General features: G+C 61.1%; 12 protein-coding genes. 5 read left to right on the top strand and 7 right to left on the bottom strand.

All coding sequences use genetic code 11. The features are described from left to right. Positions 1 to 53: 53 nt before the first annotated feature. Genes DTQ13_RS01895 through DTQ13_RS01885 form a run of 3 tightly spaced genes read right to left on the bottom strand, consistent with a single transcriptional unit; the run spans position 54 to position 7,748 of the window. Complete coding sequence (locus DTQ13_RS01895; protein ID WP_248460975.1) at positions 54 to 3,311, bottom strand: efflux RND transporter permease subunit; 3,258 nt, start codon at positions 3,309 to 3,311, stop codon at positions 54 to 56. Further along, positions 3,308 to 6,496, bottom strand: coding sequence for an efflux RND transporter permease subunit (locus DTQ13_RS01890; protein ID WP_284438451.1), 3,189 nt, complete (start codon positions 6,494 to 6,496; stop codon positions 3,308 to 3,310). The genes DTQ13_RS01895 and DTQ13_RS01890 overlap by 4 nt, the downstream gene beginning before the upstream one ends. Positions 6,497 to 6,551: 55 nt before the next feature. After that, positions 6,552 to 7,748 carry an efflux RND transporter periplasmic adaptor subunit gene (locus DTQ13_RS01885; RefSeq protein WP_248460973.1) on the bottom strand — a complete coding sequence of 399 codons (1,197 nt, stop codon included), beginning with the start codon at positions 7,746 to 7,748 and terminating at the stop codon, positions 6,552 to 6,554. A 261-nt stretch (positions 7,749 to 8,009) separates the two neighbouring features. Here DTQ13_RS01885 and DTQ13_RS01880 point away from each other — a divergent pair, with 261 nt between their 5' ends. From DTQ13_RS01880 to DTQ13_RS01860, 5 genes are all read left to right on the top strand, one after another. Further along, on the top strand, positions 8,010 to 8,321 hold the full coding sequence (locus DTQ13_RS01880) for a CsbD family protein (RefSeq protein ID WP_227449673.1): 312 nt from the start codon (positions 8,010 to 8,012) through the stop codon (positions 8,319 to 8,321). Positions 8,322 to 8,350: 29 nt separating this feature from the next. Then, positions 8,351 to 9,076: a DUF4339 domain-containing protein gene (locus DTQ13_RS01875; RefSeq protein ID WP_248460971.1), complete on the top strand. Its 726-nt coding sequence runs from the start codon at positions 8,351 to 8,353 to the stop codon at positions 9,074 to 9,076. Between the two features lie 155 nt (positions 9,077 to 9,231). Further along, on the top strand, positions 9,232 to 9,867 hold the full coding sequence (locus DTQ13_RS01870) for a ribonuclease HII (protein WP_081562861.1): 636 nt from the start codon (positions 9,232 to 9,234) through the stop codon (positions 9,865 to 9,867). Next, on the top strand, positions 9,864 to 10,949 hold the full coding sequence (locus tag DTQ13_RS01865) for a DNA methyltransferase (protein ID WP_043557870.1): 1,086 nt from the start codon (positions 9,864 to 9,866) through the stop codon (positions 10,947 to 10,949). Before DTQ13_RS01870 ends, DTQ13_RS01865 begins: the two co-directional genes overlap by 4 nt. Before the next feature lie 39 nt (positions 10,950 to 10,988). Beyond that, positions 10,989 to 11,192 carry a hypothetical protein gene (locus tag DTQ13_RS01860; RefSeq protein WP_043557871.1) on the top strand — a complete coding sequence of 68 codons (204 nt, stop codon included), beginning with the start codon at positions 10,989 to 10,991 and terminating at the stop codon, positions 11,190 to 11,192. A gap of 97 nt (positions 11,193 to 11,289) precedes the next feature. On the opposite strand, the gene DTQ13_RS01855 is transcribed toward DTQ13_RS01860, so the two are convergent. The 4 genes from DTQ13_RS01855 to DTQ13_RS01840 all read right to left on the bottom strand — a co-directional run bounded on the left by DTQ13_RS01855 (position 11,290) and on the right by DTQ13_RS01840 (position 17,890). Beyond that, entirely contained in the window at positions 11,290 to 11,991 is a 702-nt protein-coding gene (locus DTQ13_RS01855; RefSeq protein ID WP_408902120.1) for an ankyrin repeat domain-containing protein, read from the bottom strand. A gap of 123 nt (positions 11,992 to 12,114) precedes the next feature. Beyond that, positions 12,115 to 14,220, bottom strand: coding sequence for a glutamine amidotransferase (locus DTQ13_RS01850; protein WP_248460969.1), 2,106 nt, complete (start codon positions 14,218 to 14,220; stop codon positions 12,115 to 12,117). Continuing rightward, a complete protein-coding gene (locus DTQ13_RS01845) occupies positions 14,217 to 16,973 on the bottom strand; it encodes a DUF4159 domain-containing protein (protein ID WP_248460967.1) in 2,757 nt (918 codons plus the stop codon). Before DTQ13_RS01845 ends, DTQ13_RS01850 begins: the two co-directional genes overlap by 4 nt. Then, positions 16,970 to 17,890: a DUF58 domain-containing protein gene (locus tag DTQ13_RS01840; RefSeq protein WP_248460966.1), complete on the bottom strand. Its 921-nt coding sequence runs from the start codon at positions 17,888 to 17,890 to the stop codon at positions 16,970 to 16,972. Before DTQ13_RS01840 ends, DTQ13_RS01845 begins: the two co-directional genes overlap by 4 nt. Positions 17,891 to 17,902 lie beyond the last annotated feature (12 nt).

Raw genomic sequence — 17,902 nt, 5'->3', positions numbered from 1 at the left:
TCATGGCGTATTGGAGGAGATTTTTGTTTTTCCAATACGGAGGGCAGATTACGTCATGTATGTTTCCTGAAGAGTGAACGCTGCACCCTGTGGCTCAGCCGGTCGAGTGACAGATAGACAAGTGGTGTCGTATAGAGTGTCAGAAGCTGGCTGAGGCAGAGCCCCCCCAGGATGGCGAGGCCAAGGGGCTGGCGCATTTCACTGCCATAATCACCACCGACAAGCAGTGGAACGGCTCCGAGGGCAGCGGCTGCCGTTGTCATGAGGATAGGGCGGAAACGCAGATGGCTGGCTGTGAGAATGGCTTCCTCTGCCGTCTTGCCCTGATGGCGGGCATGGGTGGCAAAGTCGATCAGCATGATGGCATTTTTCTTGACGATGCCGATGAGCAGAATGACGCCGATCAGGGTCAGAAGTGAAAAAGGCTGCCCGAACAGATCAACGGTCAACAGAGCCCCCACACCGGCAGAAGGCAGTGTGGAGAGAATCGTGAGTGGGTGGATCAGGCTTTCATACAGGATGCCCAGCACGACATAGACGGCTACCAGTGCTGTGAGGATCAGGAGTGGCTCCCGGCTGACGGATTTTTTCAGACTGGCGGCGTTGCCGGTGAATCCCCCCTGTATGGTGTGGGGAAGGTGAAGGCGGACCATGGTGTCTTCCACCGCCTGTATGGCGGGGCCCAGGCTGGCCCCCGGTGCCAGATTGAAGGAGATGGTCGTGGCGACAAATTGGCCTTGATGGTTGACAGCAAGCGGCGCATTGACTGCTTTCAGCGGTCCGAGCAATGGCAGGGGGACCATGGTTTCGCTGCTGGTGGTAACAGCCGAACCATTGGAGGCTGATCGGCCACCGGCCAGAGCATTGGCCACGGAATTCAGATAGGAAAGCTGGCTCTGCGACATGGTGGCAGGGCGGCTGCTGGCCCGGACACGGATGTTGTTGGACGCATAGGCCCCGTTGGCCGTTCCCCCTGTAACACTGACACGCATCTGTTCCAGAAAAGCGGGATCGGCCCAGAAAACGGGCGCAGCTTCCATGATGACACGGTACTGGTTGAGGGGCTCATAGATGATGGAGGCAGCCCGCTGGCCAAAGGCGTCGTACAGGGCGTTGCTGACAAGCTGTGGTGTGATGCTGTAGCGGGCCTCCATGTCCCGGTTGATGGCCAGCGTGATGCCACGGCCACCCTCCTCCACGTCGGAGGTCACGTCCGAGAGCAGGGGCAGGTGGGAGAGCGCTGTCACGACCCGGGGTGTCCATTGATACAGCTCCTCCGCAGAGTCGCCCTGAAGGCTGTATTGATAAGCGCCGTCTGTTGATCGTGCCCCCCCGCCGATCATGCTGGGCAGGCGCAACCTGATGGAAAAACCGGCCCTGTGTCGGAATATGTGATTCAGCCGGCTGACCGTGGCGGAAATATCATCGTTCCGTTCGGCTTTTGGCTTCAGCGTGACGAAGAGATTCACGGAGTTGGCGGAACGCTTGCCCGGCCCCCCAATGACACTGACGACATCCGGGTCCTTTGCCAGCCGCTTTTCCACCCGGATGGTCAGGGCCTGCAAGGCATGGAAGGAAATGTCCTGGTCAGCTACCAGCCGTCCCATGAGCATGCTTTCATCCTGCTGGGGAAACAGTTCCTTCGGCAGGATGACGAAGAGCCAGCCTGCCAGCAGCAGGCTGAGAGGCAGGGAGAGCAGTACGGGTACGGGATGGCGCATGATGGCATGGAGTGACCTCATGTAGCCTGCTGTCAGCATCCGGAAGCCATCATCCAGCCTGGCCCCACACCAGCGCAGGCCTCGCCGGACCAGACTGGGGCGGTATCTGTCCCCCGGGGCGAGCAGCAGGGCCCCGAGCATGGGGGTCAGGCTGAGGGAGAGCAGCATGGAGACGCAGAGTGCCAGAATGATCGTCATGGCAAATTCGTGGAAGAACAGGCCGGATACCCCTTCCATGAGCAGGATGGGCACAAACACGACGATCAGCGACAGTGTGATGGAAATGACGGTGAAAATGACTTCTCCGGTGCCTTCTATGGCAGCCTGCTGGGCTGTCTTGCCCATTTCCCGGTGGCGGGTGATGTTTTCCAGCACGACGATGGCATCATCCACCACAAAGCCGGTCACGATAGTCAGGGCCATGAGCGACATGATGTCGAGCTGATAACCAAGGAGATCCATCAGGGCGAATGTGGTGACGATGGAGGCGGGAACAGTAATGGCCGGGATGAGGACGGCAATACCGTCCCGCAGGAAGAGCAGCACCACGAACACGACCAGAATGACGGACAGGATGAGCGTGCGCTGCGTATCGGCCAGAGAGGCCCGGATGGTGATGGACCTGTCCAGCTGGAGGTCCAGTTTCGTATTGCCCGGCAGGGCCGTGCGCAGCTGGGGCAGGCGGGCTTTCAGTTCATCGGTTGTTCTGATGACATTGGCCCCGCTCTGGGGATAGACGGTACAGATGATGTCCGGCTCACCGTTGACATAACCGGCCTGTCGGAGGTCCTCTGCACTGTCCACGACATCAGCCACGTCGGAGAGACGCACAGGCTGGCCGTTGCGGTAGGCGATGATGAGAGACCGGTAGGCACTTGCTTTCGTGGCCTGGTCGTTGGTGGCAAGGATGAGGCGCTGCCCCTGAAGCTCTATGAAGCCCTTTGGTGTATGGGCGTTGGCGGAGGTCAGGGCGGCCCGGATGTCCTCAAAGCCGATGCCGTAACGGAAGAGGCGCAGGGGGTTGATTTCCACCCGGACAGCAGGCAGCGCACTGCCATGGATGTCCACATTGCCTACCCCTTCGACCTGGCTGAGGCCGGGCATGATGACATTGTTGGCAAAATCATAGAGCTGCTGCGGCGTGCGGGTGGGTGAAGTCAACGAAAGGACCATGATGGGCGGCCCGTTTGCGTTGGCCTTCATGTAGCTCGGGTCGCTGCGCAGGGTGGTGGGCAGGTCCTGCCGGGCGGCCCGCAGGGCGGACTGTACATCCCGGGCAGCCCCGTCAATGTCCCGGGACAGATCGAACTGGAGAAGAATCCGGGTCTGGTTCACGGTGGACTGGGAGGTGATCTCCCGGATTCCAGCGATGGCGCCAAGGTGGCGCTCCAGTGGTTCGGCAATCGTGCTGGCGATTTCGGAGGGAGACCCGCCCGGCTGGTTGGCAATGACCATGACAACCGGAAAATCGACATCAGGCAGGTCGGAGACAGGCAGGTTCACATAGCCGATGCAGCCTGCAAGGAACATGGCCAGTGTCATGAGGATGGTGCCGACAGGCCGGGTGACGAAGAGGCGGATCAGACTCACGGTGTATCGGCAGGCAGGCCGCTGTCATCGGCTGAGGTCCGGAAGAAGCGCTTCACCCTCAGGCTGCACTGGTTCATGAAGAGATAGATGACAGGTGTGGTGAAAAGGGTGAGAAGCTGGGACAGCATCAGCCCGAAGACGATGGCCACGCCCAGTGGGCGGCGCAGCTCCGCCCCTGTCCCGACACTGAGAAGTAACGGCAGCGCCCCAAAGAGGGCAGCAAGGGTTGTCATGAGGATGGGGCGGAAGCGCAGCAGGGCGGCCTGGCGTATGGCTTCGGGAGGTGCCAGCCCGTCCTGACGTTCGGCCTGGAGGGCGAAGTCGATCATCATGATGGCGTTCTTCTTCACGATGCCGATGAGCAGCACGATGCCGATGATGCCCATGATGTCCAGCGGCATACCGAATGCGTACAGCCCGAGCAGGGCACCGATGGCCGCCGAGGGCAGGGTCGAAAGGATCGTCACGGGGTGGATGAAGCTCTCATACAGCACACCCAGCACGATATAAACGGCCACGATGGCAGCAACGACCAGCCCCAGCTCATTGGTCAGGGAATTCCGGAAGGCGGCTGCTGTCCCCTGGAAGGCTGTCTGGAATGTGGCGGGCAGGCCTATCTTCTGGCGGATATGGTCAATGGCTGTCGTGGCCTCCCCCAGCGCATGATGCGGTGCGACATTGAAGGAGATCGTCGTGGCGGGGAACTGCCCGTAATGGGTGATGAGCAGGGGAGACACGATGCGGGAAAGGCTCGTGACCTGGAGGAGCGGGACTAGTCCCGATGTGGGCTGGCGGCTGGGGCCGCTCGTGCTGCCTCCGGCCTCCGAAGAGATGCCGGGCAGATAGAGCTGGGAGAGGCTGCTTTCATGTTTCTGGAAGCGTGGGTCTGTCTCCAGAATCACGCGGTACTGGTTGGACTGCGTGTAGATTGTGGACACCTGCCGCTGGCCGAAACTGTCATAGAGCAGGTTGTCAACCGTCTGCGGGGTGATGGAGTAGCGGGCACCGTTGGTCCGGTCCAGCGTCAGCATGGCGGTCAGACCATCCGCCTGAAGGTCGGAGGTGACCCCTCCCAGAGAGGGTTCATGTTTCAGCGCATCAAGGAAGCGGGGTACCCAGAGGGAGAAGTCATCATAATCGGGTGTTTCCAGTAGGAACTGGTACTGCATGGCCGAAACGGATGATTCCAGTGAGAGGTCCTGTACGGGTTGGGTATAAAGGTGAACTCCCGGCAGGGCCGTGGCGGCTTTTTCCAGTCCGGCCTGTATCTCTGCCAGTGAGTGGGTCCGCATCTCTTTGGGCTTGAGATTGATGAGGAAACGGCCGGAATTGAGTGTCATGTTCTGGCCGTCAATCCCGATGAAGGAGGAGAGGCTGACAATATCCGGGTTCTGGAGGAGGAGCGCTCCCAGTTCGGCCTGCTTTTTCTTCATGCCTTCAAAAGAGATGTTGGCTGGCATGATGGAAATACCCTGGATCACTCCCGTATCCTGCGGGGGGAAAAAGCCTTTCGGGATGGACCAGGCCAGCAGGCCGGTCATGATGAGGCTGGCGAGCGTGGTGAGCAGTGTCAGGGGCTGGTGCCGCAGGACGATGCCGAGAGCATGGTCATAATGGCGGATACACCAGTCCATCATCTGGCCGGTTTTTCGGGCGAACATGGCCAGACGACCTTCACGGCGGGTATGGCCATGTCTGGTGGGGCCATGCTCGCTCAGCATCCGGGCGCACATCATGGGCACGAGCGTGATGGAGACCAGGGCCGAGATGGTGATGGTGATGGCCAGCGTCATGGCGAATTCGTGGAAGAGACGGCCTACCACGTCACTCATGAAGAGCAGGGGAATGAGGACGGCGATCAGGGAGACGGTCAGGGAGATGATGGTGAAACCGATTTCCTTTGCGCCCTTCAGGGCCGCAGTGTAGCGGTCGTCCCCAGCCTCCACGAAGCGGGAAATGTTCTCGATGACCACGATGGCATCATCCACCACAAAGCCGGAGGCGATGGTGAGGGACATGAGGGACAGATTGTCCAGCGAGAAGCCCAGCATGTACATCGCCGACAGGGTGCCGATCAGCGAGAGGGGGACGGAGAGACCCGGAATGATGGTGGCCGGAACATTGCAGAGAAAGACGAAGATGACCCCCACGACGAGCAGCATGGCCAGAACAAGCTCGAACCCCACATCCTTGACGGACGCCCGGATGGTGGTCGTGCGGTCGGTCAGGGGGATGATGTCGATGCCCGGTGGCAGTTCCTGTTTCAGGCGGGGGAGGATGGCCAGCACATTGTCCGCCACGGCAATGACATTGGCACCGGGCTGCCGCTGGATGTTGAGGATGAGAGCCGGTGTCCTGTTGGCCCAGGCGGCAAGCTGGCTGTTTTCTGCGCCCTCCACCACGCGCCCGACATCACGGAGGCGGATGGGCCCATTGTTCTGATAGGCGATGACCTGGTCCATCAGCTGTTCGACAGACTGTATCTGCCCGTCAATCCGCAGGGAGGTGGCGTGCTGGGGACCATCGAAGGTTCCTGTCGGAGAGTTGACGTTGACTGTGCCGATGATGGTCCGGACCGTATCCAGTGCAATGCCGTAGGAGGTCAGCTTTGGAACATTGATCTGCACCCGGTAGGCCTTGCGGTTGCCTCCAGAGAGCGTCACCAGCCCGACGCCGGAAATCTGGCTGATCTTCTGGACAAGCCGTGTGTTGACGTAATCCTCCACCTCCGGCAGCGGCATGATGCGGGAGGTGATGCCCAGCGTCATGACAGGCGTGTCCGCCGGGTTGACCTTGGCATAGATGGGGGGTGCAGGCAGGTCGCTGGGCAGCAGGGAGCCGACATTGTTGATGGCGGCCTGCACTTCCTGCTCGGCAATGTCCATCTTCATGTTCAGCCCGAAGCGCAACGTGATGACGGAGGCGCCGCCGGAGGACTGTGAGGTCATCTGGTCCAGCCCGGCCATCTGTCCCAGCTGTGTTTCCAGCGGGGCGGTGATGGAGGTGCTCATCACGTCCGGGCTGGCACCGGGATAGAAGGTGGAAACCGTGATGGTGGGATATTCCACTTCCGGCAGGGCCGAGATGGGCAGGAAGTGGTACCCCAGCACACCGGCCAGCATGATGGCCAGCATGAGCAGGCTGGTGGCAACGGGACGTTCGATGAAGATGCGTGAGGGATTCACGGGCTCGGGCTTCCGGTCGGCGGGCAGGAGAGGGGCGTGGGCATCCTTGCAGGCATCAGTGCGGTTGGGTGGTGGCAGGGTTCGGGGAGGAACCGGGCCCGGCAGCAATGGTGACCCTGCTGCCAGGGCGCAGATGGTTGACGCCATCTGTCACGACCTGGTCCCCTTCCTGGAGACCGGAAAGAATGACGGTATGGTGGTCATCGCTATAGCCTGTCTTCACGAGGCGGATGGCCACGGTCATGTCCTGCTGTACGGCATAGACAAAAGCACCGTCAGGGCCTGTCTGTATGGCATTGCCGGGCACGACGAGGGCGTCTTTCAGTGTCTGGACGAGGAGATGGGCATTGACGAACTCATTGGGGAAAAGCCGCTCCGTTTCGTTGGGGAAGATGCCGCGCAGGCGTACGGTCCCCGTAGCCGTATCAATCTGGCTGTCCAGCGCATTGACCGTCCCGGTAGCGAGGCGGCGGGTGTTGTCGCTGCTCCAGGCTTCTACGGTCAGGTTGGGATGGCTGTTCAGCTGGTCCTGCACATCCGGCAGGCTGTTCTGCGGCAGGGTGAAGATGACGGAAATGGGCTGCATCTGGGTCAGGGTTGTCAGCCCGCCGGATTGCCCGACCGTGACATAGTTGCCGGCATCCAGGGCACGGATACCCACCCGGCCATCCACCGGGGCGACGATGTGACAGTACAGGACATTCAGTGCGGCATTGCGGACATTGGCCTCGTCAAAAGCAACCTGCCCTTCAAGCTGCTGGACGGTGAAGGCCTGGTCCTGTGCCAGCATGGCCGATGTGGAGTTCTGCTTTATCAGCTTCTGGTAGCGGGCATTGTCCACACGGGCCTTGGCCAGCTGCGCACGGTCGGCGGCCAGGGTGCCCATGTACTGGTGCAGCGTGGCCTCATAGGGGCGGGGGTCGATCAGTTCCAGCTCATCCCCACGGTGGACGTGCTGCCCTTCCTGATAATAGACCGCCAGTATGTGCCCGCTGACACGGGGTGTGATGGTGACGTTGGTGATGGGGACAACTGTACCGAGCAGCTGGAGAATGACCGGCACATCGGCCCGGTGGACAGCCTCCACGGCTACGGCCTGGGCGACGTCGCCATGGGCCATGGTGGTCTGCCCACCACCGGCATGAGGACGCAGGACAAGGAAAAGCAGGATGGCGACCAGGGCAGCCCCGATGATCCACCATTTTTTCCCCCTGCCGGGCTGCCGGGTTTCTGAAGCTGGGGCGGCGCTCATGGTCGCAGGGCACTCCTGTAGGCTGGGGAAACGGTGCATGACATGCACATCATCGACATTATGTCAGAAAGTCCGGCGCATATTAAAGATGATTGGCCAGAATTGCACCTAAACATTCGGCAGTCACAAAAATACCTTCCTCCTGAGGGAGGAGGACGGCTGTCCCCCTCTTGAAGAAAATCCATGAGGGTTACATATCTGCGGGGTGGCCCCGTCATGCAGTGCACTGGGGCCCACAGGTGAAACGGTGCATGGAAATGCATGGCGCTGATTGGGAGTGATGGAATGGTTGATACAACGTCGATGAAGGCCGAGGGTTTCGTGCAGGAAGCCAAAGGTCGGCTGAAGGACACGGTCGGTGCGATCTCTGGTGATGCTGCCATGCAGGCCGGTGGGAAGATTGACCAGCTGGGTGGTCGTGCCAAACATGAATTTGCGGATCTCTACGATGCCAATGAAAGCCGCCTGGAGGCTGTAGCCGCTTTCATTCAGGAGCGTCCTTTCGTTGCCCTGGGGATCGTTTCCCTTGTTGGGCTGGTGATCGGACGCCTCTTCTTCAGGAAGCGTGGCTGAAACAGGGAACAGGAGGCCGGAGAGGGTTCATGCACTGGTATTACGAACGGGATGGTCGGGAGGTTGGGCCAGTATCGCAGAGCGAGATGGTGCGGCTGATCATTCATCGTCATATTCGGCCGCAAACCCTCGTCTGGCATCCGGGTTTCGGGAATGAGTGGCGTCCGGCCAGTAAGGCTGGGCTTGTGTCGCCTTCCGCCGGTGTGCGGCTGTTTGTCACCGTGGGTGGGCGGTCATCCACACGGGACGAAGGAGTGGCGGGAGCGGTGTCGTCCGTCTGGGCCTGGTTGATGCTGGTTCCCGGGCTGGTTGACCTTCTTCTTCTCGTTGTCGGGCAGCGGACACATTGGGCGGTCACGCCGGACCGGCCGGTAACGGGTGTCTGTATTTACGTCATCCTGTTTCTGACGCTGATAAAGGACCGCCAGACCTTGGCCCGGGCTGGGGTGAAACCTCCTTCTTTCTGGTGGTGGCTGTTCTTGCCGGGTTATTTCTGGTGCCGCATGAAAGTGCTGCGCCGTGGGGTGGGGCTGTTTGCTGCCTGCCTTTTCCTGGGGTTCCTGGAAGCCGGAATTCTTCTCTCCAATCCTCCACCGGGTTTTGAACCGCTTCTGAAGCTGAAACAGGCAGAAAAACCGGTTGCTTCGTCCCCTCGTGAGCTTCCCCGGCAGGATGGCCAGGCGTCTCATGGTGATGGAGGGTCCGGGGCATCTTCTGATGGAAGTCCGGACCAGAACGGGCATGTGAAGCTCTGATGGCCAGACGGCTTCTGTCTGTCCGGCCAGCGGGGCATAATTTTTCCTATTGACTCATTTTATTTCAAAAAAGGTCTTTCCTTTCGACTCGGAGTGATTCAGAATCGGCCTCACGTTGATGATGTGCCGTGTGAGGCGAGTGGAAGAAGGACCCGATGCCGGATTACAGCCTGGAAGAACAGTATGACGGGCTTGTAGCCGGTGTGGACGAGGTTGGCCGTGGCCCTCTGGCTGGGCCGGTCGTGGCGGCTGCGGTTGTGTTCCGTGCGCCACCATCTCCTCTGCTGTCCGGACTGCTGGATGACTCAAAAAAGCTGACGGCCCGCCGCCGGGAGAAGGCTTATGCCGCTCTGCTGGAGGATGATACGGTCTGTGCGGCTCTTGGTGCGGCATCCGTCCCGGAGATTGATCGGCTGAATATTGGTCAGGCCTGCCATCTGGCCATGCGGCGGGCCATGGTCCGTCTGGCCGAGGCGTTGGGAGAATGGCCCGCCGTTGCCCTGATTGATGGCAACAGGGCACCATCCCTGCCTTGCCGTGTGGAGACGGTCGTCAAGGGTGACAGCCGGAGTTTGTCCATTGCGGCAGCTTCCATCCTGGCGAAGGTCGTGCGGGACAGGCTGATGACCCGTCTCGCCATGCGCCATGGTAATTATGGTTGGGACCGGAATGCTGGTTATGGCACGGCACATCATCTGACGGGACTGAAAGAAGAGGGGATAACCCTCCATCACAGGCGCAGTTTTGCCCCTGTGAGACAGATGATCGCAGCAAAGGTTCACGCAGCATGAAAGCGGATATGCCCCTGAACAGGATTTTACGCGGGGAATGTGTGGAGGTGATGAAGACACTTCCGGATGCCAGCGTGAACTGCGTGTTTGCTGACCCTCCCTACAACCTTCAGTTGCGGGGAGAGCTTCGTCGCCCGGATGAGAGCGTGGTGGATGGCGTGGATGATGACTGGGACAAATTCACGGGCTATGAGGCTTATGATGAATTTACGCGTGCCTGGCTGGGTGAGGCACGCCGTTTGCTGCACAAGGACGGAACCATCTGGGTGATCGGCTCCTATCACAATATTTTCCGCCTTGGTGCGATCATGCAGGATCTGGGGTTCTGGATTCTTAATGACATCATCTGGCGCAAGTCGAACCCCATGCCCAACTTCCGGGGGCGTCGCTTTACCAATGCCCATGAAACGCTGATCTGGGCTGCCCGGGGGCCGGAGAGCAAATACCGTTTCAACTATCAGGCGATGAAGGCACTCAATGAGGACCTTCAGATGCGGTCGGACTGGTACCTGCCTCTCTGCACGGGGAATGAACGGCTGAAGAATGATCACGGGCTGAAGCTGCACCCGACCCAGAAGCCGGAAAGTCTGCTGCACCGGACCCTGCTGGCCGCAACGGTAGAAGATGATGTGGTGCTGGACCCGTTCTGCGGGACAGGGACTACCCCAGCCGTGGCCAAAAAGCTGGGGCGCCGTTATCTCGCCATTGAGAGGCATCCGGATTACATCAAGGCAGCAGAAGCCCGGCTGGAGCGGGTGGAAGTTCTGCCAGCAGACCAGCTGGAGATCACTCCGGCCAAACGGGAGATGCCCCGCATTCCATTCGGGTCTTTCGTGGAGAATGGCAGCCTGCCCGCCGGTACGGTGGTATATGATCGCCAGAAGCGGCTGAAGGCTCGTGTCTCACCGGATGGAACGCTGGTATCCGGCCAGCATCGGGGATCCATTCACAAGCTGGGGGCCCTGCTGACCAATGCGGCCTCCTGCAATGGCTGGACATTCTGGTATTTTGAACGGGACGGGCAGTTCCTGTCCATTGATACATTGCGGCAGGAGACACATCTGCTGCGCCGAACTGCCTGAAAAACGGCTTTTCAGAGATGTGAAGGGAAGGGACGACGCATGGATTTTCTGGAGACACATACCGGGCTGGTCATTGCCGTCATAGCTTTGGTTTTTGCCATTCTGTTTCATTTCATCATCATGCGCCCGCAGAAGAAGTCCGCTTTTGTCTGTTTCTGTTGGGACCTGCTGATTTTTCTCATCTGTCTGGCGGGCATTTCCATCATCTATTATAGCGCTCTGCCGCTAATGGCTTCATCGTGACCATCCGGCAGCTGCCATGAAAAAAGCCCTTTCCGTCAGACCACGGGAAGGGCTTTTTTCATGATCAGTCATGCTTTGTGAAAACAAAGGAAGAGGCTCAGGGCGCAGTCCGAGGGGCTGGAGCTTTCTGCGGATGGGATGTGCGATGCACGATAGCGTGGGGCCTGCGCTGTGGGGCATGGGCTGTTCCAGTCCGTGCCGGAGGGGCTGCCGGCCCCCCGAAGCCCAGAAAGCCGACCGAGGGGACGGGCTGGCCCGGATTTTCCACAACAGGCGCAGGAGCACGTGCGGCAAGGCTGGCCTGGCCATTGACGGTAATATGGCTGCTGCTCTCATCATGCGTGGCGCTGGTGATGAGCTTGCCATCGGGATTGTAGGTCCGCAGGGAAAGCAGCTGGAACATGATGTCATTGCGGCCAAGGTCTATGGCAAGGTCCAGAGGCGTCTGCTCCAGCACGTTGCGGGCATTGATGTCAGCACCACGGCTGAGGGCCTCTTTGGCGCCGATGAGTGACCCACGGTTGATGGCATCAAACAGGGCGGCTGTCGGGTTGATGTCCATCCGGGCATGGCTGTTGTCGCCGCTGTCCGTCTCTGCGCCGGGCAGGGCCGAAGGTGGCGCTGCACGTCGTGCATCCTTGCGGGCCTCGGCCTGTTTCTGGGCGTCCATGGCTTCCTGCTCGGCCTCGGCTTCATCGGCGGACTGGGCATGGGCCCGGTGTGGCAGAACCATAACGGAGGCAGCCGAAAGACCGATGGCGAAAGCGAGACGGGGCAGGAATGAACTCAATGGACGCATGATCGGGAACAGTGCTTTCTTTTCTACCAGCTACGGGGGACAGGCCGCAGGCATCATGTCAGGCAGTGGCAGGGCCTGTCAATTTCACAGGGTGACGGCACCACAGCATGGACTGCTGTCGTTTTACCGTCCTTCACGCCACCAGCCAAGGCCCATCATGGCAAGAATGAGGATGAGGGCCAGCCATCCTGGCAGAAAAGCCGTGCTGGATCCGCCCGCTGCAAGGGCTGACTGATGCAGGGGCAGCCCTGCCCAGCCTGTTCCATGCAGGGGATGGCCTTCGGCGATCTGTCTGATCTCCGGGATGGTCCCTGTTCCGAGCCAGAACAGGCCACCACCGGAGCGGCTCACGAGGGAGGCCATCCTGGTGGCGGTACTGCGCAGGTCCTGGTCTTCCAGCGGGTTGGTTTCAGGCAGGGCCACGGTTGTGCTCAGCCCGCCCTGCTGGACGGTCCATATCCGGCCATTCTGCTCAGGCCGTGATGGCAGGGGCAGGCTGCCTGTCCAGATACCGTCACGCCCCGGCACGGGGGAGAGGGGAAGGACAGCATGATGGCCATCCGGGTCGATGATGTCAGCCTGAACATTGGCCAGAGGAGCCAGACTGGTGCGGCTGACATGCAGCTGCCCCTGCTCGATATGGGCGTCCAGCTGGTTTTCTTCCAGTTCCGGCTCCTTCATCAGCCAGTGTGAGAGGCGGCGCAGCAGTTCGGCCTGTGGTCCTCCACCTTTTTCTCCACGGGACCAGAGCCAGATCTGGTCTGAGAGAAGCATGGCCACACGCCCCTGTCCCTTCTGGTCCAGCACCAGCAGCGGTGCCCCTGAAGGTGTGGCCAGAAGGGTACGGCCCTGCGTCTGGTCCGTACGGAGTGCCCTGTACCATGGGCCCCATTCTTTGCCCCAGGGGCCCTGTTCCGGCAGGGCCTGCGTGACGGGATGGGACAGCCCGAGGGCGGTCCGTCTGGGGGAGAAGGGCTGTGTCATGATACCCTGTTCAGAGGGGACATGGGCAGGGAGAATGGCGCCGACAGGTGTATCCTGCAATGTGCCCGGCTGTGTCATTTCCGGCCCACCAACCACAAGCAGCCCACCGCCCTTGCGGACATAGCGGGCAATATTTTCCAGATAACTCTCCGGCAGAATGTTCTGGTTGCGGAAGCCATCCAGAATGATGAGGTCGAAGCTGTTGATCTTTTGGGCAAAAAGCTCATGCGTGGGGAAAGGGATCAGGGCGAGGTCGGAGAGGGGGGTATTATCTTCCGTATCGGGGGATCGCAGAATGGTGAAGTGGACCAGATCAACAGATGGATCGGCCTTCAGCAGGGTGCGCCAGACACGGGCCCCCTGATTGGGTACACCGGAAACAAGCAGGACACGCAACCTGTCCCGTACGCCCTGAAGCTGGATGATGGTACTGTTGTTCCGCAGGGAAGCTTCACCCGGCAGGGGGGAGGCCGTGAGCTCCTTCAGGGTAAGCCCGGCATGGGTGACGGGGACATCCAGCTCCACGGGCTGGCCGCTCTTCGTATGGGCGAGGATGTTCGTCTGGCCGTCAGGGCCATGGTCCAGAATATCGACAGGCTGCCCGCCAGGCGTTCCCAGATCATCGACCTGAACACGGATATGGGCCGTCTGGCCGATGATGACATAAGGGGGGGCACTGAGAACCCGTAGCCGCCGGTCCGTTTCCTCCCCTCTGGCGGAAAGCAGGAGATGCAGGGGAATGATGCGGCCTGTCATGTCCTTGAGGGACGGGGGAAGCTGGTCGGGAATGTCGTGATCCATTCCGTCCGTGAGCAGGAAGATGCCTGCCGGATTGTTCAGGGAGAGGGCGGCATGGTCCATGGCGTCGAAAAGGCGTGTGCCCTGGCCATGCCCGCCAGAAACTTCCAGCTCATGGATTGTCAGGTCATGCAGTGCCCGGCCCTGGCGCAGCAGTTGGGCACGAGCCTGCTGGACGAGGGCTTTCCGTTGCCCGATGTCCATGGAAGGGGAAACATCCACCACGAGGAGGGCATCCTGTGGCTGGGTCTGCATGTGGGGGTGTATCTGCCGGGGGTTGGCCAGCCAGAGCAGCCCCAGCAGGATGGCACCCACCCTCCAGAGGACATCCCGCCTTCCGCGCAGGGCACCATAGAGACCAGGGAGCAGGCATAGGCCCGCCAGTGCTGCAAGCAGCCAAGGGGGCAGGAATGGTGCCCAGATGATGGAAGACAGGGCGTCCGTCATGGAGCCTCACTTTCATCAGCGTCATCAGGGCTGTCATCATCCCCGTTCCTGAGACGTTTCAGCATCTCTGGATAATGGCGCTGGTCGTTCTTGTAGTTGCCGGTAAGGGCATAGATGATGGTGTTGAAACCAAAGCGGTAGGCCAGTGTCCGCTGATTTTCGCCATCAGGAATGACGGCGAAAGGGTGCTCCCCATTCTGGTCAATGGCCCAGGCATGGGCCCAGTCTGCATTGCCGATGATGACAGGGCTTACGGTTTCGCTGTCATCATTGTTCCCCTGCCGGGCGACATAGACGGGCTGTCCAGCAATGCGACCGGGAAAATCGTGCAGCAGATAGAAGGTATGGGAGAGGGTGTGCTGGTCGGTCAGTCTGGCAAGCGGTGGGATGGGCAGTCCCTCCATGGCCTGTCTGAGGGCGGTGCGGGTAGCCTGGCCATCCGTACCGTCCATGGCGCTGCCTGCGCCCATCTCATCAATCAGGATCATGCCATTGTGCTGGAGGTAATGGGCAAGCGCTGTTTTCCCGGCTGGATCCAGATGGGTGCCGGGTATGACAGGCCAGTAGAGGAGAGGATAGAAGGCCAGATCATCCTGTCCCGGCACGACCCCTACGGGACTGTCCAGATGTGTGGTGCTGCGCTGGTTGAGGAAGTGCGTCAGCCCTTCAAGCCCCTGTTGGACTGCCTCATCCGTGTCTGCGTTACCGGTCTGGATATGGGCCAGACGGATGGCCAGAGCCGCAGGAGGAACAGGAGCCTGCGGGGCCGAGGCTGGTTGCCCCGTCGTAGCGGCCTGCAACTGCGTCACGATGAGCAGCCCGGCTCCCAGGGAAAGAGTGGCGTTGCGGGCCATGCGGAACAGTCCGGCCCGACCGAGGGAGAGGTAGAGGTCCAGCAGGATCAGCCCGAGGGCCAGCAGCATGAGGGGTGGCCAGAGGGGCTGTTCTGGCGTGGCCTGCCCTGCTGCCCTGATCGGACCGAGAGCGGCTTCATCTGCCATAGGGGGCTGATGGTCTGCCAGATTGAGTGGGTGATGCTGGGCAGCCCCTCCGTAGAATCCGGCCTGATGGAGGGCATCGACAGGCTGTTCTGTCGTGCTGGGCAGAGGGCGGATGGCGGGGGATGGCGGTACGAGGGTCTTGTCGAGAGTCAGGACCCGCCATGGCGCCAGGGCGTCCGAGGTGGTGTGATTGGTGCCTGTCTTTGTCTGCATGATGGGAGTACGGGTGATGAGACGTTCCATCATCTGGGGGAAAAGGCCGGAGAGTGGCAGGCTGGACCAGTCTGCCGTCGGGGTGATGTGGAAGAAGACGATCAGGCCGCCGCCTTCCTGCCGGGCAGTTACGAGGGGAGTGCCATCGGTCAGCGTGGCCCAGACATGCCGGGACAGGTCATCCGTGGGCTGGGCCAGAAGCTGACGGGATACGGTGGCGTCTTCGGGGATGGTCAGCCCGGCGAAAGGGGTGTCTGCCGGGAAGGGAGCCAGTTTCTGCGGGCTGCCCCACGACATGGGGCCCCCCAGTTGCCTCATGCCGGAGAGGAGGGGCACGGGCAGAAGAGCAGCGTCATCGTCTTTCATGGTCTGCTGGCTCTGGCGGGCCAGTTCCGGCCCTGCGAAGCGGATCAGGATGCCCCCTTTGCGGACCCAGCCGAGTATGTCGCTCAGCCCCGCATCGGAGAGTGTGCCATCCGTAGCGATGATGATGTCCGGGTGGCGGGGCAGGAGACTGTCCACAGTGCCCTCCTGATAGGGGATGACAGCCTGCAGGGCACGGGTCAGGTAGAAGCCGCTACCTGTCAGCGGTGCATCATCACCATTGATGTGCAGAAGGCCAACCCGGTGCTGGTCCGTCCTGCCGGGTAGAAGCACCATGCCCGCCGGACCGGAAACGGATGGCAGGCTGAAGGCATCGAAATGGTCCGGGTCAGGCAGGGTACGCCAGGTTCCGGTGGGAAGTGGCGTATCGGCCTGGACGGCGAAATGTCCGTCTTTTTCCAGCGTCATGCCCAGCAGGCGGCGTGTCTGCTCCGGGCAGTCGGGGAGTGTTTCCGCCTGTGCCGTCAGCTGGCTTTCCTGCCGGATGGAAAGACGGATGAGGTCGCAGCGGGGCCAGCGTACATCTTCGGTCCGGCGGGCAGGCTGAAGGGCGGCACGCAGGGCCTCATCCCCCGGCTGTGCCAGGCCATTGGAAAGTGCGATGACCGTTGCTCCATGCAGGTCCGGGGCGAGCGCCTGAAGCTGGCGGGCGAGGGTCTGCCGGTCCCCAGGCCATGTGTGGGGAGACAGACCGGCAAGAAACTGTTGCAGGGCAGTGCGGTCACCGGGCTGGAAGGGGCGAGGCATGTGGCCGTCCGCCTCTGGCGTGTTCAGCAGCAGGGTCACCCGCCCGCCGGAGCGGAGTGTGGCTTCTCCCAGAGCGAGGGCATTTTTCCTGCGGTCATCCCAGTGTGGGGTGGCCGCCCAGTCATCATCCAGAATGAGAACCAGTTTCTGCGGGGTCTGCTGGTCCTGTCCGGGGAGATGGAGTGGCCGGGCAAAGGCCAGAACGAGCAGAGCTAGGGCAACCATGCGCAGGAGCAGGAGCCAGAGCGGCGTGCGTGCGGCATCCTGTCGGACAGGCGAGAGCCTGCGGAGCAGGATGAGAGAGGGGAAACGCTGTTGCCGGGGGTGGGGAGGAATGGCCCGGACCAGCCACCACAGGGCAGGCAGGAGGAGCAGGAACAGCAGCAGGTAAGGGGAGAGAAGGATCATGCCCGCCCCCGCAGGAAGGTGTGGCAGTCTGCCAGGATAGGCAGGGCAGGATGGTCGGTGACATGGAGGCGGAAGAAGGGCGCCTGTCCCTTTCCGATTTTTTCAAGCTGGCTGAAATGTTCGGTCAATCGGGCCTGATAGGCCTCATGCAGGCTCTCCGTGGCCGGGAGTGTCAGGTCTGGTTCAGCCTCGCAGCTGGTAAACTGGACAGACCCGCTGAAGGGCAGGCGATGCTCCTGTGGGTCCAGCACGGCCAGCAGGGCGATGCGGCCGGGATGGGTGGCCAGCGGCGCCAGGCAATGCTGCATGGTGGCCTCTTTCCAAAGGAAGTCACTGACGAGCAGCAGAGCTGCATGAGGGGGAACAGCTGTCAGGCTGGGCAGGACCGCATCCCTGCCAGTATCGTCACGGGGAGGAAGCTGCATGAGAGCATGGGCGAGACGGGGCAAGGCCTGATGACCGGAAAAACGGGACCGGAAGCCAGGAATGCCCACATCCTCACCGCCCAGCAGGGCTGCCTGGCCAAGGGCCAGGGCATCAGCCAGAGCGGTGTCATGTTTGCTGGGCAGGCTGTTGGCAGACCGCCAGCGCATGGAGGCAGAGGGGTCAACCCAGATGAAAAGTGGCCGGGGGGCATGCTGCTCCCGCTCCCGAACCCAGAGCAGGTTTGGTTCCGGCGAGCGGGCAGACTGTTTCCAGTCGATCAGGGAGGCTGGTTCTGTTGGCTGATGGGGACGGAACTGCCAGAATTCATGTCCGTCCCCGGCTCTGCGGTTGCCGTGAGGGCCATTGCGCAGCTGCTTTGCCAGCCCTCGGGCTGAGAGAACCAGCTCCGGCAGGGAGACAGGCTGCGGGGCGGCATCACGCCCTTTGCGAGTGCCAAAAAACCGCTGGAAGAAGGAGGGTGAGCTGGCCATGTCCGTACTCTG

It is taken from the genome of Parasaccharibacter sp. TMW 2.1888 (assembly GCF_023167265.1).
Lineage (GTDB): Bacteria > Pseudomonadota > Alphaproteobacteria > Acetobacterales > Acetobacteraceae > Bombella > Bombella apis.
This window is presented reverse-complemented; position numbering and strand designations above follow the sequence as displayed.